The following is a 20,523-nucleotide window of genomic DNA, read 5'->3' on the forward strand; positions in this document are numbered from 1 at the left end:
CTTTTTCCTTACGGCGCGATGACTTTAGGGACGAATACCGGATCACCCGATACCTGGATGCCGACGGTGGACTTCACAACGTCATTCAGCGCGAAGCTGAACGGGAAGCTGTTCATGTAGCCCTCGAAGGTGATCCAGGTGCGGGTGTTCGGCAGATCGAAATCGACTTCAGAGCCAACAACAGCAGTTGCGGCCGCGCCGGTACCGCCGCCACCGCCTGTGAGCGCGATGCTCGGTGCCGAGGTGTAACCGGAACCCGCATTCGTGATGGTGAAACCCGTCACCGATCCGGCCGACACGATGGCCGTAGCCGTAGCACCTGTGCCGCCGCCACCGGTCAAAGCAACAACCGGGGCCGAGGTGTAGCCAGTGCCGCCGCTGGTGAGGCTGATTGCCGAGAGAGAGCCTTCCTGAGTTACGGTCGGCGGGATGCCTTCGAGATCGCCCTGGGCGTTCACCACGCGGCCGTCAGACCAGCCGATCGCCCAGAGGAGTTTGGTACCGGCGGTTTTCAACTGGTGCAAGCGCACGTGCGCGGGCTCTTGCGGATCAATGTTCAAACCGAACGACGCTGAACCTGGCTCAGCCAGGCCTGCCTCGTATTCCCGCGCGCTGGAGTTCATGCAGGTGGTTTCGATCTGCGCAATGCTGGTATCGATCCCGTCCAGGGAGGTGAAGCAGCCCACAACCAAGATCGCTTTGGTGAGCGGGTCAATGGCGTAGAGGTCCGTGCCTTGGGTTTTAATGGTCAATTTGTACTCCCCGATTTTCCTGGAAAATCACTTTTGAGCGGGCATAAAAAAACCCGCCGAAGCGGGTCGTTGTTTTCTGGTTTACGGCTACAAACTCACAAGCCAGGCCACGTCGAAGCCTTTGCGATAGCTGTGGGTGTCTTTGTCCTTGGTGTCGATACCGAAACCAGTGACGTATGCATGTTGCGCGATCACCCGGCGCAGAGCCGTCACCACGTCCTCAGCTGAAGAGGCGGTTTCGGCGTACACGTCGACCTGAAGTCCATATCGGTCTGTGCTTGGCACGCAGTTAAGAAAGTTGATCGGCGAGCCGCTGACGACCTGCCAGACGGCATAGGGTCGCGCCACCCCCTCTGGCGCCTCGCCATGCGGATATAGTCGCGTGGGGCCGGTGCCGAGCAGTGCAGTGACTGCAAGGCTCGCGGCGCACACCTGAAAAATTGGCGCTGTCATTCATTCACCCCCAGCTTGATCAGCTGATACTTCGCCGAGCTGAGGAATTCCTGGAACAGCTGCTCGCGGTTGTTGGCCAGGGCCGGCCGGAGAAACGGTTTTGCCCGGTTCTTCTCGGTCCCAAGCTCAACCCACCACCAGTAGAACGTGTTGCCGCCCTTCTGTCCCTTCTTACGCATCCGCACGCCTACCGATATGATCACGGCGCCAAGCTCTTCGCCCAGAGCCTTGCGCTCCACCATCGCCAGGTTGGCCGGAATGAAGTTGGCGGTTTCCGGGTCATCGATGCGGGCCGCGCGGTCCTTGGCGTCGAGCAGCACGATATCCATGGCGTCCTTGGCCGCCGGCGTGACCACCTTGCGGCGCATCTCCTCCGTCAGACCTTTGAACTTGGCCGAAAGCGCATCGGCACCGGTGAGGTTGTACGAGACCCAATCAGCCATCGCTCACCCCCGAAGACACCAACAGCGTGAGATATTCCTTCCGCGAGTTCGGATCCATCAGGGGTGGCCCCACGATTGCGCAAACAGCACCGCTATCCAGCACAACCCGCATTGCAGCGGTGATTCCGTCGCGGTAGCGAATAACAACCCGGCTTTTGGCCTCAGATTGAATTGCCTGGGCCGCAATGAAGTCGCGGGCGCTTAGATCCTCGACAGAAGCCCAGACCTTCGCCAAATCAACCCACTGCTCAGTCAGCTGTTCGCCAGTTACCGGGTGCTGTGATGTCACCTTGTGCTGGATACGAACGCGATGCCTCAGTTTTCCGGCCTGCATCAGAAGCGCTTCCTGTACCAGAGCAGCCTGTCGACTGCGAGAGGGACGGCCGACGGCGCACCACCCATGACCACGGCCTCGCGATTTGAGTACCAGTGCCCGACGAGCAGCAAAATGGCCTGCTCAACGTCCCGGGTAAGCCCCATTTCATCGGGATCGACCGGGTCACCATCCACGAGCTTACGGTCGCAGTGCTGTTCGACGTGGGCCTTGGCCGCTTCGAGATAGCCACCGATCAGTGCGCCTTCTTCGTCACCATCGACTCGCAGATGCATCTTCACGGTGGTTATGTCGAGCATTTACTTGGCCTCTTTGACGGCTTTCTCAGCAGCCGCCTTTTCTTCAGCGGCCTTTTCTTCAGCGGCTTTTTCTGCGTCCGCCTTTTCAGCGGCCGCTTTTTCCTCCGATGCTTTGTTTGCCGCCGCCCTCTCAGCAGCCGCCTTGTTCTCATCAGGAGCGGCGGGCTTGGTGTTCTTAGGCTTCGCCACTTTAGGCTTGCCGTTGGCGTCAAGCTCTACCGCCAAGCCCTTGCCGAGCAGCACATGGGCATACTCTTCATCGACGTTTTGGAACTCCTGCCCACTTTTTACCTTCGGCGATTCGGCCCCCAGTAGTTCGGCGTTACCTACAAAACCCCACAGAGCTTTGATATTCATGATGCCTCCAAAAACAAAAAAGCCGACGCTATGCCGGCTTTGTGATGGTCACGTGCAATTCAGGCTTACTTGGGGAAGTTGCCCTTGACCAAAGCTTCCTTGCGGCGCACGCCGAGGCCCAGACGCTCTTCTGCCAGCAACGCCATCATGTTCTTGATGAACATGTCGTTGATCAGACCCATCTTGAACAGGTAGGTCATACGATCGAAGAGGATTGCAGCACGGGCGAAGTTGGCAATCAGGAATTCGCCGCCGTCGTCCGCATCGCCCTCGTCCATGCTGTCCGAGGTGATGACGGGACGGCCCCAGAGGATCGGGGTAACCAGGCCCTGCAAGTTGGCGAACAGATACCGGTTTTCACCGTCCTTCTGCAGCTCGATGTTCATCCAGTCGAGCTCGCTCATCACGACGCCATCTGCCGACAATTTGGACTGCTTGCGCACCTGATAGATGCCACGACGCACGATGTCGATCGAGGTGTCGCCGGCCTTGTTCAAGGCGGCGTCGTAGACAGTGGCCTGGGTCATGAGGCCGTTCAGGTTTTCGCCAGTACCATCACCTTTGAGGATCTGGTTTTCCTCTTCCAGTTTCAGGTCGTAGCGCAGCAACTCCTGAATGTACCCCTGCATCTGGGGCACGTCGGCCAACGCTTCTTCGGTTACCGGCATCCATACCGCAATCTTTTTGACGCGGTCAGTTACCGGTTCAAAAGTCACGTCACTGGTTGGCTTGGTGCCACCTTCTGCTACCGGAGCAGCGCCGCGAGTATGCAGCTTCTCGCGGAAGTAGGTGTAGCTCTGCCCGGTGACCGGGATGGCGGTTAGCAGGTCGCGAATACGCAGTTCCTGGCGAATGCCTGGCTGGATGATCTGGTCGTAAATCGGCGCAACGATGCCAGCGCTGGTGACCTTCACTTCCTTCATGGCGGCCAGATCAGACTTGGTGACCTCGATCTCGGCACGGTTCGCCGAGTTCGAAGACAGCGACTTGTAGCTGTCATCGCTCTTGATCATATCGATGAACGATTTACCCTCGCCCGGGCCGCCGCGCAACTTGACGCCCTTCTGCTCCAGGTCCTGGACCTGGTCGATAACCTTTTGCAGATCGCCCTTTTGGTCCTCGATCTGCTTCTTCAGGTCGCCGGTGACCTTGTTGCCTTTCTGGACTTCGTCCATGGCGGCATCGTATTTCTTTTGCAGGCCCTCGAAGCCGCTTTTCAGCTGCTGATCAAGGGATTCTTTCAGTTCTTTTACTTCGCTCATGGCGATACTCCGAAATGGTGGGTGAACAGGTTGGAAATGTCTTTCAGCTCATCCACGATCGCCGTGGCCTCGCTGCCGCCATCACGGCGTAGCGCGGTATAGCCGAGCGAAGCGACTGCTGCCGCTTCCTTCTGCGAGAGCCCCACGCGTTCGCGCAGGGCCTTCTCGAAAAGCCTGATGTCCGACTTGACGCTAAGGACTTGAGCCTCAGGGTTCATTCCGAACGGTACAAAGGAGGCCTCCCACAGCTCGGCCTCCTTGATGAGGCGAACACGCCGCCCGGCGCGGTCCTCGAAATCTGCCTTGATGGTATTGAAGCCGATCGACATGCTGTCTAGGATTTCCGCTTTCATCAGCTCGTAGGCATCGCGGGCGTAGCTGACGTTGAGGTTGACCTTCCCTTTAAGTAGAAGGCCGTGATCGTCCTGGGTGTAGTCAGCAGCGCCTACCAGTCGCGTAAGGTCGTGATAGAGAGCGAGTTTCAGCTTGCCGCCACGGGTTGCCTTCACGCGTGTGAAGGCGCCAGGCAAGATCACGTCATCGCCCAGATCCACGTTGTTAAATACCGCGGCGTAGCCCTCGAAGTTGCCGGCCTCGTCAACGGACTTGAGCTCAAACGGAACTTCAAGATTCGCCATTTTTATCCATCTCCCACCGGGTGACCCGGTTGTATTCGTCGCCTTCCAGGGGAGGCAGGTTTTCTTTCACTCGGACTTCGTTGATGGTCATCCATCCTGACCCACCAGAACCGCCAAGCGCACTGCCGTAGTAGGTGGACCGACCTGCGCTGTCGGCGCGCAGCAGACCTTCGACAGCAAACTCGACGAAGCGTGATTTGGCCCGGTAGATCTTGTCGTTGAGTTCGTCCTCCACCACGTCGATGTAGGGCTTGAGTCCGAAGGTGATGAACCCGGTGAGCTGCTGCTCAAGGTTCGAGCCCATGATCGAGGTCTTACCGGCGCGGTTGGCAAGCCATAGAGGCACGCCATAAATGCCGGCTAACGCCTCTTCCTGGAATTGCTGGGACTCAATGAACTGGGCATCTTTCTGTGTGATGCCGGCGGCCTCAATCTTCGGGCCGCCCTGCAGGATGGCCATTTTCCCAATGTCGTCGGCATCCGCCTTGCGCACGTCCGGGAACTTCTCCATAACCTGGGCTTGCTGGGCCTTGGTCAAGAATTGGTCGTAGATCACGTACCCGCCGGTGAAGCCGCCCTTGCGCATGAACCGCGCCGACCATTGCTGGCCAGCCTTGGCAAGGCCCATGGTTTCGGCTTGGTGCTCAATGGGCGAAAGGCCGACTACGCCGTCCAGGCTGAACAGCTTGAAGTGGAGCATGTGTTCAGGAGAAACCGGGTAAGGATCTCCCTCACTGGGTGTCACCCAGTAGATGAGGTCGGCCTCGGTGTCGATCTTGACGGTCCGCCAATCCAGCGGAACAAGCCCTATCGGGTCGCCGTGCCTGTTCCGTTCGATCAGGGCAAAGGCGTTGCCGCGCAGCGCCATGTTCACGACCACGAACTTGAGGAAGTTCAGCATAGTCATGTAGGGGTTTGGTTTTTGGAGCAACTTCAACGCCCCATCATTTTTTACGACCTGCTTTCGACCTTCGCTGCCATCTTCGTAAAGCTTCAGCGGAAGGCCGCTAAGCGATTCGGAAAGGATTTTCACGCACGACCAGACCATGCTGATTGAGAGCGCAGTTTTGGTGGTTACCTTGATCCCCGCTTTGGTGGTTTTTCCTCCAACCTCAAGATCGACCTCGACGTAGTTGCCCGTCGCCGGATCGGTGTAACCGAAAAATCCCCAGGTGCTTGGCCTGAACAAATTAAATGCCATGGTCAGCCTACTAGTCCGAAAAAGCCGTTATTGAGGTAGTCGTCCATGCCTCCGAGCGCCTCTGGATTCAGAGAAAGCAACGAAACTGCGTTGAACGTGGCCATGAGTGGGTCAATTTTCGCGGTGCCCGACGCTTGCTTGGTGATGAGGAATGCGTTTGCCGACGGCACGCCCTTGGCGTTACCGCACGCCCAGGCCATCAGCGGCTGTCCGCAGTGCAAAAACGCGCCCTCAGCAAGTTTTCGCTCGGTGGTTTTAATCGCACCGGTGAGCTTCCAGCCCTGGGATATGCCGATAATTTTGTCTTCCTCGACGCCGGCGTCAGCCAGAGCATCAAGCACGGCGCCGATGCCGGCGGGGTCAAGGCCAACTTTGTCCAGCAGTCCGGCCTGATTGATGCGCGCCACCGTCGCGGCGAGGTGCTCGACGTCATCACCGATCTTTTTCACCAGCGTCAGATCACCAACCGCCGCGAGATCCATAAGGCGAGGCGCTTCGGTCTTTCGGCGTGTAAGCACAGACGGGTGAGCGTATGCATGAGCCCAGTGCAGCCAGGTGCGCGAGTCACGAACTCGACCCATGACTGCCAGGCCCAGCAAGTCATCGAGGCCACCACCGTCGACACCGACGACGATCACCTCACAACGCTCGATGAGTGAGTCGAGCGTCAAGCCGGCTTCGGCCTGAGGCTCCCAGAAGTCAGCACCCACCCAACTGTCCGACATCAGCGCGAGGCCGATCTCGATGTTCAGGAATTTGGCGAGGAAGCCGCGCACCTCAGCTTCGCCATCCATCTCGGCCTGCATAAATAAGCGCTCGAGCGTTGGCCTGTCCACCGAGTACCCCATGTTGGGGTTTACCAGGTGGAAATTCTCAGGCCGCCGGGCCTCTCCGCTCTCGATCATCTCAGGCGGAAACTCATAGATCACCGGCAGGAAGCGCGGATCCTCGATCCGACCCTCACGCACACCGCGGGCATAGCTCAGTTTCGATCTGAAGATGCCGGCCGGTGGCTCGTTTGACTGAGTCGTCAGCCAAATAATGAAGCCCTCAGGCCTGGACAACAGGCCTCCGGTGGCCTCTCGGATCATATCCGGGGCCTTGACGTTCTTACCGAACAGCCAGGCCTCATCGATCAGTACGCCCACCGCCTTTTTACCACCGACCACATCACTGTCGGCTGCCACTACCTTCAACGTAGCCCCGGTCTCGCGGTGAGTTATGAGTTTCAGGTGCGGCTGCACATGGAGCAGCGCGCTCAACTCTTCATCGTGCTTGACCATTGCCGCACAAGGCTTGAAGGCGTTGTCGGCGATCTCTTTAGTCGGGGCCAGGATGATGAACTCGGCTTCGAGCCGCCAATTGCGGATCAGTGCCGTCAGCATGATCGCGGCGGCGATCGTGGACTTGGAATTCTTCTTGGGGATGCAGAGGAAATACTCGCTAATCAGGCGATGGCCTGTCTCGCTGTTGTAGCTTCCAAAAATTGCCCCGGCAAAGTCGATCACCCAGGGCGCGCACGCAGATTCGATTGTCGGGCAGCCTGGTGCGTCGACTATCTTCAGCGAGCGGAAGACCTCCAACCCCTCTTCGGCCTCGGCCGGAAAAAGGGGCGGTGGAATTATTGATTCGCCGGCAGAGAGCCGCCGCCACCAGTCTGGGCAGGCAGTTGTCCATTGCATGGCCTACCTCTTCACTACAGTGAGCGGCGGTTTGCCCGCGGAATACTTGCCTTTGCCAGCCTCTTTCGCGGCTTGCGCTCTTTCTTCCTTCTTGCCCGCGTCACCTTTTTTGCCGTGCACATAAGGCACGGCAGTCTGAGCTGCGTTTCGGCGGTCAAAGATTTTTGCCCTGGGCTCATTCATCAGAGCCAAGAGCCATGCGAGAGGGTCTTCTGTATTGGGCAGGCAGTCGAGGTACTCGCCGCCGGCCTCATCCTGTTCTGGTGCGTGGTCCGCAGCGCTCGTTTTCTGCTTGCGCTGCTTTTCGGGTTTAACACTCAGCTCGGATCGGCGCGCAAGGATTGCACTGCAAATCTTCGGGTCATTTGCCCAGCGGGAGCCGGCAGCAGATGCCGTGGAGGCTTTGCATCCTGCGGCTTCCGCTGCTTCTTTGTTTGACGCACCCCGAGCCTTAGCGTCAACAAACTGTCGTTGTTTGTCTGTTAACACCATTAACAAAATACCTTGGGGTCGGGAAAAAAAGTGCGAATGGGATCGGGCGCGGTCTGGAATCGATAAACCCCCTATATTTAGACCCCCCCCACCATTGAGGCTACCTATTGCACCATTTCGGTGCGCCATTAATAGTAATTCCTCTCATTTGAGTCGGAGCTACCAGGACCGCGCAGAACCAGCTTCCTCGGCCTGCTTAACCGAGTCGTGGCATGGCTTGCACAGGGTCTGCCAGTTGTTGCGATCCCAGAACACCGCCATATCGCCGCGGTGAGCCTCGATGTGGTCGACAACTGAGCCTCCTGTCACTCGTCCGAGTCGCTCGCAGTACACGCAGAGTGGATGGGCATGAAGCCAGCCTTCTCGCGCCTTCTGCCACTTGTATCCGTAACCACGCTGGGCGGCGGTTTCCTTGGTGGCTCGCCATGAGTTGGTATTCACCGCCACGAGGCGATCAGGCTGGGTCTTGACCCTGTTTGCCAGCGTCTTCAGCCTTCCCATCAGGTGATGCTCCATCATGTGGTTTGGCGGAAAGAACGGAGGCAGCGCGCTCTGCCGCGATCCTCATCCACTTGACTGCTCTTGCACGACGAGCGACGCATCCACTGCAGGCCATCGCTAAGGAGTCCTGGTTGGTAGCTTGAAGTCAGTCACACGATCAGCAATCGACCGGATCTTCTCCACACCCAGGAAGCCAACCCAACCACCAACGAAGGTGGCCATGCTCTGCGGCAGCCCAAAGAACTCCAGGCCGCTGATTATGGTCAGGGTCAGCCCACCACACAGCACTCCCTCCACCAGCATCTGGCGACGCGAGCCGCCACCATAGGTGATGCGCAACACGGCCATGGCGAAGGACAGCCCGGCCGGGTACAGGATCGGCGCATGCTGGCTCAGCCACGCAAGCATCAATGCCCAGGTGTCTGGCTTGTCTGGCATGTTCGGCATCTCAGGTTCCTCCCTTTCGGGGAGTGAATAGATCCGGCTCCAGCAGCACTCCCAGCTCGGAGCAATGGGTGTGGTGGAGCCGAAAACGAAAAAGCCCCGGCATATGCCGAGGCTCAAGGAAGTGTAGAAAGCAAAAAGCCCAACTCTAGGGTCGGGCTTTGCTCGCGGAAAAACCGCAAAGTAACTGAAATCTATATGCAGGGACCGGGGCTGTCAAGCAGCCTGGCGACGGATATCCAGTGCCCCATCGATCCAGGCAATACCCGCCTTCCAAAGCCCGCGCGTCTTCTCTTCACCGAAGCCCATTTTCTTGCCAACCTCCATCAATGAGCTGTCGCGGGTGGTGTAGTACTTCATCAGCACCTGGCCGCATTCGGGGTAGCGCTTGAGCAGTCGACCCATCAAGCCATCAATCATCAGCGCATCATCGTCGGTGATCATCGGCGACAGGATGGTGTTCTCGCGGGAGGCGCAGCAGGACACGCCAGAGCCCAGCACTACCCAGCGGCCCCAATGCTCCAGCAGATCCTCGGCGGTGCGTTCTTTAAAGCTCGGTGTGAAGGCCATGGCTCAATCCCCTGTGTAGTTGGTGCCGCCGGCGCCGCGACGGTTGTTCTCGTTGTATTGCGCTTCTGCACCGGCAGGCTTGAAGCAGTTGAACTGCGCGATCTGTTGCTCGGCAGCCTGGAGCCGAATGCTCAGCTGCGTCACCAGAACCTCCAGCGGCAGCGCCTCACCGGTTTCAGCGGTGACCCAGCCCGAGGCGCTGCACTGCACGCAGGCCAGCTCATGGAATACGCCATTGATCACTGCCCGGCCACGGCATGCCGGGCACTTGGCCAGGTCAAGCTGGGCGGCGCGGAATGCTGGGCCGTGAGACTTCTTCATATGGCCTCCGGCAACTGAGCGCGAAGCTCAGAGAGTTCTGCTTCAAGCTGGCCGCAGCGGGCTCGGGCTCGATGCGTTTCCTCCATATGCTCGCGGCTCATTGCCACCAAGGCCAGGAAGGCATGAGGGGTAGCAGCCTCACAGAATTCGATCAGATCGCCTTGAGCGGGATACATCTGGCTCCTATCACCAAGGATTTCCCAGAGTTCACATCCACTGGCTTTCGCGGCTTCTGCCAGCCGGATCAACTCGGGAAGCGGGGTAAAACGTACTTGATTAGCCATTTTTAAACCTCGCCCTTAACAAATTGTGGTTCTGGCTCGCAGGCCCCGCCGTTCAAGGCGTCGACGAGGTTTTGCGAATCTTCATATCTAACGCCTGTCTGCTCATGGATCGCCTTGAAGCCACGCGCATCTAACCAGTTGTGCCACTTCACCAAGGCCAGACGACGCTGCTCTTTGGCCTGGGTGTTGATGTAGGTCGAGGCGATCTTGCCCAGCGAGTGGTTGAGCAGCATCTCGCCAATGTGACCGTCGACGCCGAGATCAGTCCACGCGGTTCGGGCCACCTTTCGTAGGTCGTGACTGGTCCAGGCGCCCTGCCCTAACCGGGTGAATACGGCGCTCGCCTGGTTGTCGCTCAGCGGCTTGCCACGGCGTGACGGGAACAGGAAAGCGCCTCTGTAGCCCTGGGCAGTCTGGCGGTCACGGTAACGACGCAGCAGCGCGGTAACCTGGTCGGTCAACGGCACGCGCAGCTCGGTCTTGGTCTTGGTGTGTTCGGCCGGCAGGAACCACTCGCGCTCTGGCAGCGCAATATCAGCCCACCGGGCCTGACGGGTTTCGCCAATGCGGGTGCCGTGGCACAGCATCATCAAGGCCAGCACGGCGTCACCTGGTGCGCTGTCGAAACGGTCGGCCAACAACGTCACCAGATCGGCCAGTTGAACATCGCGCAGGCGCGCGGGCTTGGGCTGAATGCGCGCCGTGGTGAACTGACTGAATTTGAGTTCGGCCACCGGATTGACGGGGATCAGATCGAGCTTGCGCGCCTGGCGGAAGGCCATGGCGACAAGGCGGAACAGCTGCTGCACATACGACAGCGACAGTTCGGCCTGGGCCGGCCACATCAGCAGCTTGTCCAGGGTCTGCGCGTTGACGTCGTTGAGCAGCAGGTCATTCAGCCGCGGTTTGAGCTGACAGCTGATCGCAGACTTGATGGCAGCACGGCGCTTCTCGGACAGTGCCCGCGACTTGGCCATGCGCTCAGCGAACCAGTCGAGCAGCTCGCCGACGGTCAGCCAACCCGACACGCTTGCCGCACCGTCAGCCGCCACGCGAAGGCGCACTGCAGGCAACGCGGCGATCACCTGCTTGGTGTTCAGGTCTGGATAGGCTCCGATGCGATGCCACTGCCGCTTCTGCAGCAGGTACCAGGAGCCGCGCGCACGGTTCTTGGCAAAGCGAAAATGCAGCGCTGGGTGACTGGCGTCCCGTAGGTCGCGCACATGCTCAAGCTTGGCGTTGCGCGCGATCTCGGCATCCGACAGCTTGACCGTCAGGGTTTTGATTTGAGTGTTCAATGGGTGCCCTCCTGGGCGGAAAGGCGGTCAATGACCTGGTACGTCTGCGGCCACATCCAGGCCCCATAGCGACGGGCCATAGCCTCATCCGCGAACAGGGCCAAGGCATGGTCAGGCAAATCGCCCAAGTCCAGTTTGAAAGAGCAGCAAAATACGGCCCAACGGTAGGTATCGACCTTGGGAACAGCGAGGCGGCGGTCAGCCATGATGGGTAGCCCCCGATCGCATGGCACGCAACTCGGCTAGCGCTCTGTTTCCGATCTCTGGTGTACGGCAGCCATCAACTCGGGCGGGCAATGCCAGCGGCATTTTTTGGAGAGGCAATCCATCGATCAAACGGCGCACGGTGATCACGTAGTTACGTTCGAACAGCTTGCGCGCCAGCGAGGTTTCAAGGCGGTTCAAACTCTCAAAACCCGACTCCTTGGCTGTGTGCCAAATCGCATCGTGAGACCAGTTGGCTTGGCCGGCCATCGACGGATGGACATTACGGCACGCTTCGCGGAAAGCCGTTTCGAGCGGTGGCAGCCCAAGCATTTCTGGCGTGGGCTGGCACAGTTTTATGAACTTTCCGACGCTCGGCGCGAAGTCAGAGCCGAGCTTCCGGCACTGCTCGATGCCGAAGCGAATCTGCTCGACCTTCGTGATTTTCTCGGCCATGAACGCCTTGGTCCATGTGGCTTTCGCGGCTTTGACGGCCTCTTGATCAGGCCACGCCTGCCTCCATGCCGGGAAGATCGCCATCAACTCGCGGAACAGCGCGTTGATAACCTGGACAGTACCCGCATCCGCCTTCACTGGCGTGACATCAGCCGATGCCACGTTGGGCAAAATTTGCAGCACACTCGAAACAGACTTCATCACAGACCTCCCAGGTCATCGCCCCAACTTGTGTCGTTGAAATCAGGCTCCTGCCCTCGGCCTGCTGCCTGGACTCGCTCACGCTTCACCCACTGAACCAGGCGGTAGCACCATCCGGATCCGGAATCGAGAGTGTTCGGCTTGGCGCAGTGGAAGCCCTTGAACTTGCGAACCGCTTCGTCAGGGATGCAGCCCGCTGGAAGTCCAGCAATGGCGATCTGGTCGGACAGAGCTTTTTCGTTTGGCACCCAGGTGGCAAACATGGCGAAGCGCTGGCGATCATCCTGCGGCTCGAGAGCGGCGCTGTTCTGTCCAGCGATCACAGCATCAATCTCGCGCTGCTGCTGCTCTTCGGTTCCTTGATGGTTAGGTGATGGATTGGGTGCAGCTGCTGCACCCCGTTCTGTTCCAGCCTGCACCCCGTTCTGTTGTGGGTTGCACCCCGTTGCGTCATCTGCACCCCGCTTTGTACGGGGTGCAGTATTTGCACCCCGCAATATTTGAAGGTCATAAACGACTGGGCGGCGGTCATGGCGATCGATATGAACCGCGGCGATCGCCTGGTTGCCTTTCTTGATCAGCCCGGACTGTTCCAGGTCGTCGAGTTTGTAACGGACGGTGCGTTCGGAAAGCCCTGTGTCCTGGGCCAAGGTAGAGGCGGACGGAAAGGCCCCTGTGCCGTTCGATCCGGCGTAGTTGGCAAGGCACAGCAGCACGTGACGCGCGCTCGAGTCTTTCAGGGTTTCAGTGGGCAGAGAGAGCGCCCAGGACATTGCTTGAACACTCACAGCGAGGCTCCGATATTCTTTTCGGCCAGGTAGGCCAGGCCTTTCGGCGTAACAAGAGGTTGGAAGGCAGCACGGTCCCCACCGGTCTCCGGGTCGCTCTTCAGCGCGGTGACCTTGTGAACCAGATAGCCGGAAGTAATGCGCGGCTGGTAGGCGGTCCAGCGCTTGGAGCCGCCGCGGTGAAAGATCCACCGGTTTTTCTCCAGCCACTGGAAAAGCTTCGAGGGTCGAACCTGAAGTTGTTTGGCAGCATCACTGATACAGATCGCGCCGCCGGCGGCCGCCAAGCGTTTGATGGCGGAAACCTTCGGCTCTTGGTCCAGGATCACCAAGCGAAGGGTCTGGTTTTCCTTGGCCTGGTCAGCTGCCGCTTGCAGGGCTTCGGCATAGGTGGCTGGAATCTGGAACTGTTCCGCCCTCGCCTCCAAATCCTGCCACCGGTCTATGATCCGGGCGCGCAGTTCAACGCTGTAGCCGGAGACCACCACCAGGGTGTCGCGCTGGGAAAGCAGGAACTCCCGATAGACCTGACCGTTCTGCGGGTGGATATAGGGGGTGTCGTTTGAAGAAACGACACCCTTGGCAACCAAAGCCCGGACGGTTTTCAACACGTTGTCGTGCGTGCTTCCGGTCAGCTCGGCGATTTCGCGTGACGACATCGTGTGTCGCGACACGTTTTGCTCATGCCGAAAAAGTGTCGCGACATGGTGGGTATTGCCTGGAGCGGTATTGGTGTTCATAATGGCCCCACTGTGTTTTACAAGTTGTTGAAAGAGCCGGGTTGCAGCCCGGCTTTTTTGTGCCTGCGATTCAGGCGTTATGGGTGTCCGGTGCATCCGTGGTAGCTTTCTGATTCCACTCGAAAAGGTCACGGAGACCGGACATGAAGCGTTTGAAGGAAGCCTATACTCGCTGGAAGGCGAAGCACTGGGATGACGAATGGCGCGTAGTGGATGAGCCGCTTCCTTGGGTGCAAGTTGATCGGCCTCCCATGCGGGCATTCTGGGAGAAGCACAAGAAGTCATTCTTCAAGGTGATCCCCTGGCTCGCTGGATTGATCGGTGGCGCTGCAATTCTTAAGGTTCTTGGTTTGACTTAAGCGGCCGTCAAGAACAGCTGCTCGCGCCCGATCCAATAGCTTCAAGCGGTCTGCGTCGCTGGCAGAGGGATCAAAGCTGACGTGCGCCAGAGGAAAGGTTGCAGAGCCTTCTCGCTTTGAGACTCCAGCGACAAAGCCCGCCACGAAGCAGAAGGAAGAAACACCAAAGGCCCCACAGGCGACCAACAAACCATCTGCAACCATCTCTATTCCCTTCCTATGCACTGTATGAATTAACAGCTGATCCAGAATCTCTATTCACCCTTCCCAGCTCAGCGGAAAATGGCGACATCAAGCGATGAAGCTACTGACCGCTGCGATGGGAACGGGCGTTGTTCTTGAGCAGACAAAGTGCCGTCCTCCTCGAGCGTTACGAAAACATCTCGACCAACGCGAATGGCTTTACTCAGGGCGCCCTGGGTGCATCCGAGCATCTGGGCCGCCTTTGTGTGCCCGTGCTCTTTTGCAAATTCAGTAAGTGGGATACGGCGCATAGCGGCGTCCTCGACAAGTGTTCATCAGAAGTATGACCGCCGGTATTGTTAATAGTCAATACCGGCGATATTGGCTTACCCAATACCGCAGGTAATAACATCAGCAGATGAAGAAAGACTCCCGAAGGCTCCCGCTGTCCGATTGGCAGTTGCAAGACAGTGCTCGGCTGAAAGCGCTTTTCCACGCTAAACGTGGAGAGCTGAAGCTGACCCAAGAAAAGATTGCGGGCGAACTTGGCGACGGCGTTACGCAGGGCGCTGTGAGCCATTTCATGAATGGTCGAACAGCTCTTAGCATCAATGCTGCGGTAGTTTTTGCCAGGGCGCTCCAGGTACCGGTGTCAGAAATCAGCCCAACTCTTGCAGCCCAGATAGAAAAGATGACCTCGGGGATTCCGGGGCGCCAGAGTGGCGACTCGGCAGTCGACAGCCGAATTCCGCCGCGAAACTTTGATCTCGCTGACGACAAGAACTACACCGGCGTGTTGCAGCTGACCGCTCGCGGATCGACCGGCAACGGAGAAGACAACTCGCATGTCGAGATCCGCGGCGTCATGGCTTTCAAGTCGGAGTGGCTGCGCGCAAATAATCTCAACCAGCGCCACCTGGATGTCATCTACGCCAACGGCCACAGCATGGAACCGACCATCAATGATGGTGACGTGCTGCTGATCGATGAGTCGAAAATCGAACCGAAAGACGGCCAGGTCTTCGCGCTGCAGAGCGAATCGAAAGGTACGATCGTGAAGCGCCTGGTGAAGTCCGACTTCGATGGTTGGATTATCCGCAGTGATAACCCTGACAAGGCACGCTACGGGGATGAGACCTTGCGCGACGGACAGATAAATGAGGTTCGCATAATTGGCAGGGTTGTTTGGCGCGGCGGAATGCTATAAGCCGAGAAGAAATCGCTAAGTAATGGAATATTGAAGGAGCGGCATGAAGAAGAACTACTACGTCACCGGAAAAATTGACAACATAAAGCTTTCGGACGACGAGTCTTTGCCTCGCCTTCGGGTTTCTGACCTGATGGATTTTTTCGTTGCAGTAGGCCGTAGTGGTAAATGCCCGCACTGTCCTCATGATGGGGTTTGGGAAGTGAGCATGCATAAGGTGTCTGATGAGGCAGATCCTGAAAACCCGTTGCTATCTCTCTACCTAAGCCCGACCTCTGCTGGAGATACCCATACTTCAGCTGGAGTAACATGTCCAAATTGTGGTCACTTCGCGCTAATTAACACCTATAAGATTAGGCAGTTCCAGGAGCGTGAGGGCTCACATCATGGGTGATGTAATCCAGACCACCTGGAGCAAGAGACCTGGCGGCACAGGTGACAAAGGAGGAGGACCCGGTGATACTGGGGATGGTAATCCGCCTGGAGGCGATCAAATGGAAGCTCGCGTAGCAAAGCTCGAAAGCCATGTAGAGTACATGCGACGAGACATATCCGATCTTAGATCGGACGTGAAAGCTATGGCTGCTGATATCGTCTCTTTAAAGATCGCGTCGTCGAGTGCTGGAACCAAGCTTGACCACATTGATAAGAACATGGTCACTAAAGGACAGTTGTCTCTGTACGCTCTTCTAACGCTACTACCGATCATCGGAGGCGGCTGGTGGATTGTTCAGCAGTATCTAGCGCCACTTTTGAAGGCGCTTCCGCACTGATTCGCAGCGACCAATAATTGAGCCCGGCCACCGCCGGGCTTCTTGTTTCTGCCCTAGCCGATCTGAATCCATAGCCCGCCACTGAGCGGGCTTTTTGTTGCCCATCAAAAAATACATGACCGGCGGTATTGACCAATATAAATACCGGAGGTATTGTTTGCCTCATTGCCGGATTACAGCCGGCCAGATGGAAGGCAGCGATGAACCGGCCTTAACGGTTCAGAGGGTTGGCAACTGACCCAGGTGTGCAGCGTAAAACACCAAGACGAGTTATCCAGCGGGAGAACAAGCCGAAAGGCCCGCGGCTGGAGAGACATTTGATTAAAGCCAGTGACTGACGCCAGTAGCGGGTCATGGTGAGAGATTTCACTGGCAGGCCTTCACAAGAGGGCCTGACGGGAAATCAACCAGGAGGGAAATCAGTGAACTCAAAAATTGTGAGCGGTTTATGGAAAGGCCACCTTGGCAAGGGGCTGGCTCCGCGAGAACTGCAATACGTCATGAGCGCGGCACAGGGCATGACAGCAAAGGAAATCGCCCGCCAATTCAATGTCGCGGCCTGCACGGTTGCCAAGCGCCTTTCAAGTGCGATGTTCAAATTGGGCGTTACCCGCCAGACGGCGTTAGTGGCCGAGGCGATGCGGCGCGAAATCATCGTTGCCCTGCCTGAAAGCCCGAATCCCCAAGGCTCAGCAGGAGAATCGAACGATGGTGTCCTTATCGCTTAAACCACGGCAAAGCATCACTTCTGCACCTTGGCGACAGGGTGCAGCGGGATGCGGACGAAATCGCGGCCTATAACCGCCCACCTGCATGCAGAACGGTGGCCACTGCCAACCCAGTGAGCGAACAACGAGGGATACAGCCATGAAATAGCCTGAATGAGTTGATACCCCTGCGTGACATAGGGAGGTCTATGTAACGCAACGAAAAGCCCGGTCCCCACCGGGCTTTTTTCCGCCTCGCCTTTATCCGTCAGCACCCTCCCCTGCGCCCACCGGCACCCACCAGGCGGTCAGGATGCTGACGAATAAACGCAACCCACTGAGGTATCCACCATGCACGCATCAATTCAACAGCGCGTAGACGGGGCTGCGGCCCTGCATGTGCGTTCCCGCATCGCCACCGCTGAGTTCTACGCCCTGATCGGCAAGGAGCCCCCCGTGCAACAGATTCGCTTCCAGGTCGTCACCCGCGGCAACGCGTACCACATCGTTGAGCGCTCGACCGGCAAGGTGAAAGGCTTCCGATGGACTTGGAAAGAGGCCAGCAACTTCGCCCAGGCTCTGGAATCTCGTGCAGACGGCGTCAAGGTGGCGCTGTCAGGAGGTGCGCAGTGATCGGTGTGCCAATGCCCAACCCGCGCGACTCGATTATCGAGAACCTGAACCAGCAGCTGGAGGCCTACTTCGGCGCCGGGCGCACTGTGCAAGAGTTCGCTCAGGGCGTCAGCGGCGTCAAGGATGGCACCTACGGTGGCGGGCACAGCAGCAAGCTGCGCGCCGAGCGTGATCGTCTGGCACCTGGTCTCAAGCAACTGGCCGAGAGCGGCAGCTCAATCAACAAAGCCGCCGCGGCAATGGGCATCGATCACAAGCGCGCCAGGCTCATTGCCCGGGAGAACGGCTTCAAGTTCGCCGAGTACCCATGAAGCGCATCAGCAAAATCACCGCCGCGCGGCGCCGGCCTAGCTGGCTGGCAATCCCGGCAAGTGGATTCGAAGAGGTAGGCCATGGCCGAGGAAGAGCTGACGGCGGAAGCCAAGAAGCAGCGCCGCAAGCGCGAGAAGGCGGCGGCGAAGGATGCCGCATTGGGCGTCGAGAAATTTACGGTTGAGGTCGCCGGCGTGTTCAAGGCCGACCTCAAGCGCCTGATGAAGCAGCACGGCTTCAACAACCAGCAGGAGGTGTTTCAGAACCTGCTGCGCAACGTGATCTCCGCCGACTGCGAAACAGCGGCGCAGATGCTCAAGTGTGTCACGACACCTTTCGTCGTTACTGAAAAGGTGTCGCAGATCATTAGGGCCGCGGGCTTGAAGTCGCTCGACGACGACCCGCCAGAGCCGGGCGACGAAATCGAAACACCAGCATAACCCACGCAACTCGCTGCATCCGGTAACCGGAGGGCGGCGCCTTACTGGAGATAATCCAATGCAAATTCAACGCGAAGGTTGCGTGTCGTTCGGCGAGGCGCGCCTGGCCGTGTGGGAGGAAGGTATTCCTCGCGAGTGGGACGCCAAGGTGATCTGGGAGCGCAAGTTCAAGCGCGAAGTGTTCAAGCGGATCATTCAAACGCTCAATCGGATCGGCTGGACCGTCGGCGAGCAGACCCATATCTTCACTGACAATAATTCACGCCATTGCGTGAAAGGCGATCTTCAAGCCGATCTCAAGATCAGCGGGCGCAGCATTGAGTTGGAATTTTTCCAATCCGTGAACACCCCGGACCGCGGAGACCATGGCGGTCGTTACCAAAGCGACAAAGAAAAGCACATGCCTTACCTGGCGCGCCTGGAAATGCAGCGGACTCGCATGCGAATTCGTGACTACCTCTGCAACGTCTTCACCGGCTACACCTTCAAAACATCAGATCGAAAGTGCGGCATAGGCGGCTTGACCAACATCGAGTGGATCAATGCCGACTATGTAAGCAAGCGGCGCTTTGGCCCGCCAGACATTCCCGCTGCCGATTACAACTCGAGATCAGGCGAGAAGAAGATAATCGAGCATGGCGCCAAGGTTTGGACCACTGACCGAAAAGGCCGCTGGTACCAGGGCACTGCGTTCGTGAACATCAACAACATGTGGTGGGTGGCTTACGGCAAATACGGCTACACCAACAAGGCGTGCTTTGAGCTCTTTGTTGACCGGCCGGCAAACATCAGGACCAAGAAAAACGAGCGGGCCCGCCGCCAGCGCTTGGAAGACATGATCGCCAGAGCAGTGGCCGGCATGAACTATCAGCGGGCAGAGATTCTGCGCAAGGTACTTTTCCCTGAGCCTGAGCCATTGTTCATGATCCTAAACGTGAAGGACGGGGTCTATTTCCGGCCCAACTACAGCGGATACACCAGTGACACGATCAGGGCTGGCAAGTACACCCGCGCGGAACTGAAGCCCTACCTGGGTGATGCCGACGAGAAGGACGACCTGAAGGCTGTGCCGATTTCACAGGCCGCCTGATCACGATCCATACCGGTCACCCGTAATACCCCATATCAACGAATCACGCCAGCCGGCGAGGATCCCCTATGTCCGCACAACAGAAGAAACACCCCTTCGATTTCAAAACCCAATACGGACTCGGCTTCAACCCTCAGGACGATGAGATCGTTGTCGACTTCTTCTGTGGTGGTGGCGGCGCCGGCACCGGCCTGGAAATGGGACTGGGCCGCGCGGTGAACGTGGCCAAGAACCACAGCGCCGCGGCGATCAGCATGCACACCGTAAATCACCCAGGCGCCAAGCACTTCACCACCGACGTGTTCGACGGTGACCCGGACACCGAATGCGGCGGCAAGGCCGTGGGCTGGTTCCACATGTCACCGGACTGCACCCACCACAGCCAGGCTGCCGGCGGCCAGCCGCGCAAACGTGAGATACGCAACCTGTCGTGGATCGGCCTCAAGTGGGGAGGCAAGAAGCGCCCCCGGGTGATCAGCCTGGAAAACGTGAAGCAGATCCTGCAGTGGGGCCGATTGATCGCCAAGCGTGACAAGGCCAGCGGGCGGGTGGTGACCCTGGACCAGGTGCCGCACCCAACCAAGAAGGGAAAGACCACCAACCGAATCGCCGCACCGGGCGAGCAAGTGCCGGTATCGAACCAGTTCCTGGTCCCTGATCCGAAGCAGCGTGGCCGCACCTGGCGTCGGTTTGTGGCGCTGCTGGAAGGGATGGGTTATGTCGTGGAGTGGAAGGTGATCAGGGCATGCGACTTCGGCGCACCGACCAGCCGGGAGCGCCTGTTCATGATCGCCCGGTGCGATGGCCGGCCGATCGTCTGGCCGGAGCCTACTCACGCGAAGAACCCGGTCAAGGGCCAGCAAAAGTGGAAGACCGCCGCTGACTGCATCGACTTCACCGACCTGGGCAAAAGCATCTTCGGCCGCAAGAAGGACCTGGCCGACGCAACGTTGCGCCGGGTTGCCAAGGGCATGAAGAAGTTCGTCATCGACAACCCGGCGCCTTTCATTGTGCCGATTGCGAACTGGTCGGGTGAGTCGGTGCAGTCTGCCGATGAGCCGCTGCGCACAATCACCTCCTATCCAAAGGGTGGTGCCTT

31 protein-coding genes and 1 pseudogene are annotated in these 20,523 nt (G+C 58.4%); 10 read left to right on the forward strand and 22 right to left on the reverse strand.

Going from position 1 to position 20,523, the window contains the following annotated elements:
• Positions 1 to 8 precede the first annotated feature (8 nt).
• The 21 genes from BBG20_RS12585 to BBG20_RS12685 all read right to left on the reverse strand — a co-directional run bounded on the left by BBG20_RS12585 (position 9) and on the right by BBG20_RS12685 (position 13,720).
• Complete coding sequence (locus BBG20_RS12585) at positions 9 to 752, reverse strand: phage tail tube protein (protein WP_065903794.1); 744 nt, start codon at positions 750 to 752, stop codon at positions 9 to 11.
• An 87-nt stretch (positions 753 to 839) separates the two neighbouring features.
• Complete coding sequence (locus BBG20_RS12590; RefSeq protein WP_065903796.1) at positions 840 to 1,205, reverse strand: DUF3168 domain-containing protein; 366 nt, start codon at positions 1,203 to 1,205, stop codon at positions 840 to 842.
• A complete protein-coding gene (locus BBG20_RS12595; RefSeq protein ID WP_065903799.1) occupies positions 1,202 to 1,648 on the reverse strand; it encodes an HK97-gp10 family putative phage morphogenesis protein in 447 nt (148 codons plus the stop codon). Before BBG20_RS12595 ends, BBG20_RS12590 begins: the two co-directional genes overlap by 4 nt.
• Positions 1,641 to 1,982, reverse strand: coding sequence for a phage head closure protein (locus BBG20_RS12600; RefSeq protein ID WP_065903802.1), 342 nt, complete (start codon positions 1,980 to 1,982; stop codon positions 1,641 to 1,643). Before BBG20_RS12600 ends, BBG20_RS12595 begins: the two co-directional genes overlap by 8 nt.
• Positions 1,982 to 2,281 (reverse strand): head-tail connector protein, encoded by a 300-nt coding sequence (locus BBG20_RS12605; RefSeq protein WP_065903805.1) that lies wholly within the window; start codon positions 2,279 to 2,281, stop codon positions 1,982 to 1,984. Before BBG20_RS12605 ends, BBG20_RS12600 begins: the two co-directional genes overlap by 1 nt.
• Positions 2,282 to 2,638 carry a hypothetical protein gene (locus BBG20_RS12610; protein ID WP_065903808.1) on the reverse strand — a complete coding sequence of 119 codons (357 nt, stop codon included), beginning with the start codon at positions 2,636 to 2,638 and terminating at the stop codon, positions 2,282 to 2,284.
• A 65-nt stretch (positions 2,639 to 2,703) separates the two neighbouring features.
• Positions 2,704 to 3,900: a phage major capsid protein gene (locus BBG20_RS12615; protein ID WP_058425396.1), complete on the reverse strand. Its 1,197-nt coding sequence runs from the start codon at positions 3,898 to 3,900 to the stop codon at positions 2,704 to 2,706.
• Positions 3,897 to 4,538, reverse strand: a complete 642-nt coding sequence (locus BBG20_RS12620) for an HK97 family phage prohead protease (RefSeq protein ID WP_058425397.1) — start codon at positions 4,536 to 4,538, stop codon at positions 3,897 to 3,899. The genes BBG20_RS12615 and BBG20_RS12620 overlap by 4 nt, the downstream gene beginning before the upstream one ends.
• Entirely contained in the window at positions 4,525 to 5,739 is a 1,215-nt protein-coding gene (locus BBG20_RS12625; protein ID WP_065903811.1) for a phage portal protein, read from the reverse strand. Before BBG20_RS12625 ends, BBG20_RS12620 begins: the two co-directional genes overlap by 14 nt.
• Positions 5,740 to 5,741: 2 nt before the next feature.
• Entirely contained in the window at positions 5,742 to 7,421 is a 1,680-nt protein-coding gene (locus BBG20_RS12630) for a terminase large subunit (RefSeq protein ID WP_065903813.1), read from the reverse strand.
• Between the two features lie 3 nt (positions 7,422 to 7,424).
• Positions 7,425 to 7,913: a terminase small subunit gene (locus BBG20_RS12635; RefSeq protein ID WP_065903816.1), complete on the reverse strand. Its 489-nt coding sequence runs from the start codon at positions 7,911 to 7,913 to the stop codon at positions 7,425 to 7,427.
• A gap of 159 nt (positions 7,914 to 8,072) precedes the next feature.
• A complete protein-coding gene (locus BBG20_RS12640; protein WP_065903818.1) occupies positions 8,073 to 8,414 on the reverse strand; it encodes an HNH endonuclease in 342 nt (113 codons plus the stop codon).
• 117 nt (positions 8,415 to 8,531) lie between these two features.
• Positions 8,532 to 8,861 carry a phage holin, lambda family gene (locus BBG20_RS12645; RefSeq protein ID WP_046068884.1) on the reverse strand — a complete coding sequence of 110 codons (330 nt, stop codon included), beginning with the start codon at positions 8,859 to 8,861 and terminating at the stop codon, positions 8,532 to 8,534.
• Positions 8,862 to 9,074: 213 nt separating this feature from the next.
• Positions 9,075 to 9,428, reverse strand: a complete 354-nt coding sequence (locus BBG20_RS12650; protein WP_065870011.1) for an antiterminator Q family protein — start codon at positions 9,426 to 9,428, stop codon at positions 9,075 to 9,077.
• 3 nt (positions 9,429 to 9,431) lie between these two features.
• Positions 9,432 to 9,749 carry a hypothetical protein gene (locus BBG20_RS12655; protein WP_065903822.1) on the reverse strand — a complete coding sequence of 106 codons (318 nt, stop codon included), beginning with the start codon at positions 9,747 to 9,749 and terminating at the stop codon, positions 9,432 to 9,434.
• A complete protein-coding gene (locus BBG20_RS12660) occupies positions 9,746 to 10,033 on the reverse strand; it encodes a hypothetical protein (protein ID WP_065903824.1) in 288 nt (95 codons plus the stop codon). Before BBG20_RS12660 ends, BBG20_RS12655 begins: the two co-directional genes overlap by 4 nt.
• A 2-nt stretch (positions 10,034 to 10,035) precedes the next feature.
• Entirely contained in the window at positions 10,036 to 11,331 is a 1,296-nt protein-coding gene (locus BBG20_RS12665; protein WP_065903826.1) for a tyrosine-type recombinase/integrase, read from the reverse strand.
• Entirely contained in the window at positions 11,328 to 11,537 is a 210-nt protein-coding gene (locus tag BBG20_RS33140) for a hypothetical protein (protein WP_065903828.1), read from the reverse strand. The genes BBG20_RS12665 and BBG20_RS33140 overlap by 4 nt, the downstream gene beginning before the upstream one ends.
• Positions 11,530 to 12,192 carry a replication protein P gene (locus tag BBG20_RS12675; protein WP_065903833.1) on the reverse strand — a complete coding sequence of 221 codons (663 nt, stop codon included), beginning with the start codon at positions 12,190 to 12,192 and terminating at the stop codon, positions 11,530 to 11,532. Before BBG20_RS12675 ends, BBG20_RS33140 begins: the two co-directional genes overlap by 8 nt.
• Positions 12,192 to 12,965, reverse strand: coding sequence for a helix-turn-helix domain-containing protein (locus tag BBG20_RS12680; RefSeq protein ID WP_065903837.1), 774 nt, complete (start codon positions 12,963 to 12,965; stop codon positions 12,192 to 12,194). The genes BBG20_RS12675 and BBG20_RS12680 overlap by 1 nt, the downstream gene beginning before the upstream one ends.
• Positions 12,966 to 12,976: 11 nt before the next feature.
• A complete protein-coding gene (locus BBG20_RS12685) occupies positions 12,977 to 13,720 on the reverse strand; it encodes a phage antirepressor KilAC domain-containing protein (RefSeq protein ID WP_083221374.1) in 744 nt (247 codons plus the stop codon).
• 143 nt (positions 13,721 to 13,863) lie between these two features.
• Between BBG20_RS12685 and BBG20_RS12690 the strand changes: the two genes are divergently transcribed.
• A complete protein-coding gene (locus tag BBG20_RS12690; RefSeq protein ID WP_065903844.1) occupies positions 13,864 to 14,079 on the forward strand; it encodes a hypothetical protein in 216 nt (71 codons plus the stop codon).
• Positions 14,080 to 14,351: 272 nt separating this feature from the next.
• Here BBG20_RS12690 and BBG20_RS31785 read toward each other — a convergent pair whose 3' ends face one another.
• Positions 14,352 to 14,573, reverse strand: coding sequence for a Cro/CI family transcriptional regulator (locus BBG20_RS31785; protein WP_083221375.1), 222 nt, complete (start codon positions 14,571 to 14,573; stop codon positions 14,352 to 14,354).
• Positions 14,574 to 14,680: 107 nt separating this feature from the next.
• Between BBG20_RS31785 and BBG20_RS12695 the strand changes: the two genes are divergently transcribed.
• The 9 genes and pseudogenes from BBG20_RS12695 to BBG20_RS12730 form a co-directional block, all read left to right on the forward strand.
• Positions 14,681 to 15,469 (forward strand): LexA family transcriptional regulator, encoded by a 789-nt coding sequence (locus BBG20_RS12695; protein WP_083221376.1) that lies wholly within the window; start codon positions 14,681 to 14,683, stop codon positions 15,467 to 15,469.
• 43 nt (positions 15,470 to 15,512) lie between these two features.
• Positions 15,513 to 15,863 carry a hypothetical protein gene (locus BBG20_RS32440; RefSeq protein WP_141697275.1) on the forward strand — a complete coding sequence of 117 codons (351 nt, stop codon included), beginning with the start codon at positions 15,513 to 15,515 and terminating at the stop codon, positions 15,861 to 15,863.
• Between the two features lie 100 nt (positions 15,864 to 15,963).
• Complete coding sequence (locus tag BBG20_RS12700; protein WP_083221377.1) at positions 15,964 to 16,242, forward strand: hypothetical protein; 279 nt, start codon at positions 15,964 to 15,966, stop codon at positions 16,240 to 16,242.
• A 422-nt stretch (positions 16,243 to 16,664) separates the two neighbouring features.
• A pseudogene (locus tag BBG20_RS12705) lies at positions 16,665 to 16,907 on the forward strand (response regulator transcription factor); the annotation flags it as partial.
• A gap of 393 nt (positions 16,908 to 17,300) precedes the next feature.
• Positions 17,301 to 17,582: a hypothetical protein gene (locus BBG20_RS12710; protein WP_065903846.1), complete on the forward strand. Its 282-nt coding sequence runs from the start codon at positions 17,301 to 17,303 to the stop codon at positions 17,580 to 17,582.
• Entirely contained in the window at positions 17,579 to 17,893 is a 315-nt protein-coding gene (locus BBG20_RS12715) for a hypothetical protein (RefSeq protein WP_065903848.1), read from the forward strand. Before BBG20_RS12710 ends, BBG20_RS12715 begins: the two co-directional genes overlap by 4 nt.
• An 81-nt stretch (positions 17,894 to 17,974) precedes the next feature.
• Positions 17,975 to 18,334: a hypothetical protein gene (locus tag BBG20_RS12720; protein ID WP_065903857.1), complete on the forward strand. Its 360-nt coding sequence runs from the start codon at positions 17,975 to 17,977 to the stop codon at positions 18,332 to 18,334.
• A 58-nt stretch (positions 18,335 to 18,392) separates the two neighbouring features.
• Positions 18,393 to 19,424 (forward strand): hypothetical protein, encoded by a 1,032-nt coding sequence (locus tag BBG20_RS12725; RefSeq protein ID WP_065903862.1) that lies wholly within the window; start codon positions 18,393 to 18,395, stop codon positions 19,422 to 19,424.
• A 68-nt stretch (positions 19,425 to 19,492) separates the two neighbouring features.
• A partial coding sequence (locus tag BBG20_RS12730; RefSeq protein WP_141697276.1) for a DNA cytosine methyltransferase occupies positions 19,493 to 20,523 on the forward strand: 1,031 nt, incomplete at its 3' end.

This window comes from Pseudomonas aylmerensis (assembly GCF_001702265.1).
In the GTDB taxonomy this organism is placed as follows: domain Bacteria; phylum Pseudomonadota; class Gammaproteobacteria; order Pseudomonadales; family Pseudomonadaceae; genus Aquipseudomonas; species Aquipseudomonas aylmerensis.

What these genes read in the sequence shown, in the direction of transcription:
- BBG20_RS12590 (WP_065903796.1), bottom strand. Translation starts at nt 1,205, where the DNA reads ATGACAGCGCCAATTTTTCAGGTGTGCGCCGCGAGCCTTGCAGTCACT.
- BBG20_RS12595 (WP_065903799.1), bottom strand. Translation starts at nt 1,648, where the DNA reads ATGGCTGATTGGGTCTCGTACAACCTCACCGGTGCCGATGCGCTTTCG.
- BBG20_RS12600 (WP_065903802.1), bottom strand. Translation starts at nt 1,982, where the DNA reads ATGCAGGCCGGAAAACTGAGGCATCGCGTTCGTATCCAGCACAAGGTG.
- BBG20_RS12605 (WP_065903805.1), bottom strand. Translation starts at nt 2,281, where the DNA reads ATGCTCGACATAACCACCGTGAAGATGCATCTGCGAGTCGATGGTGAC.
- BBG20_RS12610 (WP_065903808.1), bottom strand. Translation starts at nt 2,638, where the DNA reads ATGAATATCAAAGCTCTGTGGGGTTTTGTAGGTAACGCCGAACTACTG.
- BBG20_RS12615 (WP_058425396.1), bottom strand. Translation starts at nt 3,900, where the DNA reads ATGAGCGAAGTAAAAGAACTGAAAGAATCCCTTGATCAGCAGCTGAAA.
- BBG20_RS12620 (WP_058425397.1), bottom strand. Translation starts at nt 4,538, where the DNA reads ATGGCGAATCTTGAAGTTCCGTTTGAGCTCAAGTCCGTTGACGAGGCC.
- BBG20_RS12625 (WP_065903811.1), bottom strand. Translation starts at nt 5,739, where the DNA reads ATGGCATTTAATTTGTTCAGGCCAAGCACCTGGGGATTTTTCGGTTAC.
- BBG20_RS12630 (WP_065903813.1), bottom strand. Translation starts at nt 7,421, where the DNA reads ATGCAATGGACAACTGCCTGCCCAGACTGGTGGCGGCGGCTCTCTGCC.
- BBG20_RS12635 (WP_065903816.1), bottom strand. Translation starts at nt 7,913, where the DNA reads ATGGTGTTAACAGACAAACAACGACAGTTTGTTGACGCTAAGGCTCGG.
- BBG20_RS12640 (WP_065903818.1), bottom strand. Translation starts at nt 8,414, where the DNA reads ATGGGAAGGCTGAAGACGCTGGCAAACAGGGTCAAGACCCAGCCTGAT.
- BBG20_RS12645 (WP_046068884.1), bottom strand. Translation starts at nt 8,861, where the DNA reads ATGCCGAACATGCCAGACAAGCCAGACACCTGGGCATTGATGCTTGCG.
- BBG20_RS12650 (WP_065870011.1), bottom strand. Translation starts at nt 9,428, where the DNA reads ATGGCCTTCACACCGAGCTTTAAAGAACGCACCGCCGAGGATCTGCTG.
- BBG20_RS12655 (WP_065903822.1), bottom strand. Translation starts at nt 9,749, where the DNA reads ATGAAGAAGTCTCACGGCCCAGCATTCCGCGCCGCCCAGCTTGACCTG.
- BBG20_RS12660 (WP_065903824.1), bottom strand. Translation starts at nt 10,033, where the DNA reads ATGGCTAATCAAGTACGTTTTACCCCGCTTCCCGAGTTGATCCGGCTG.
- BBG20_RS33140 (WP_065903828.1), bottom strand. Translation starts at nt 11,537, where the DNA reads ATGGCTGACCGCCGCCTCGCTGTTCCCAAGGTCGATACCTACCGTTGG.
- BBG20_RS12675 (WP_065903833.1), bottom strand. Translation starts at nt 12,192, where the DNA reads ATGAAGTCTGTTTCGAGTGTGCTGCAAATTTTGCCCAACGTGGCATCG.
- BBG20_RS12680 (WP_065903837.1), bottom strand. Translation starts at nt 12,965, where the DNA reads ATGTCCTGGGCGCTCTCTCTGCCCACTGAAACCCTGAAAGACTCGAGC.
- BBG20_RS12685 (WP_083221374.1), bottom strand. Translation starts at nt 13,720, where the DNA reads ATGAACACCAATACCGCTCCAGGCAATACCCACCATGTCGCGACACTT.
- BBG20_RS12690 (WP_065903844.1), top strand. Translation starts at nt 13,864, where the DNA reads ATGAAGCGTTTGAAGGAAGCCTATACTCGCTGGAAGGCGAAGCACTGG.
- BBG20_RS31785 (WP_083221375.1), bottom strand. Translation starts at nt 14,573, where the DNA reads ATGCGCCGTATCCCACTTACTGAATTTGCAAAAGAGCACGGGCACACA.
- BBG20_RS12695 (WP_083221376.1), top strand. Translation starts at nt 14,681, where the DNA reads ATGAAGAAAGACTCCCGAAGGCTCCCGCTGTCCGATTGGCAGTTGCAA.
- BBG20_RS32440 (WP_141697275.1), top strand. Translation starts at nt 15,513, where the DNA reads ATGAAGAAGAACTACTACGTCACCGGAAAAATTGACAACATAAAGCTT.
- BBG20_RS12700 (WP_083221377.1), top strand. Translation starts at nt 15,964, where the DNA reads ATGGAAGCTCGCGTAGCAAAGCTCGAAAGCCATGTAGAGTACATGCGA.
- BBG20_RS12710 (WP_065903846.1), top strand. Translation starts at nt 17,301, where the DNA reads ATGCACGCATCAATTCAACAGCGCGTAGACGGGGCTGCGGCCCTGCAT.
- BBG20_RS12720 (WP_065903857.1), top strand. Translation starts at nt 17,975, where the DNA reads ATGGCCGAGGAAGAGCTGACGGCGGAAGCCAAGAAGCAGCGCCGCAAG.
- BBG20_RS12725 (WP_065903862.1), top strand. Translation starts at nt 18,393, where the DNA reads ATGCAAATTCAACGCGAAGGTTGCGTGTCGTTCGGCGAGGCGCGCCTG.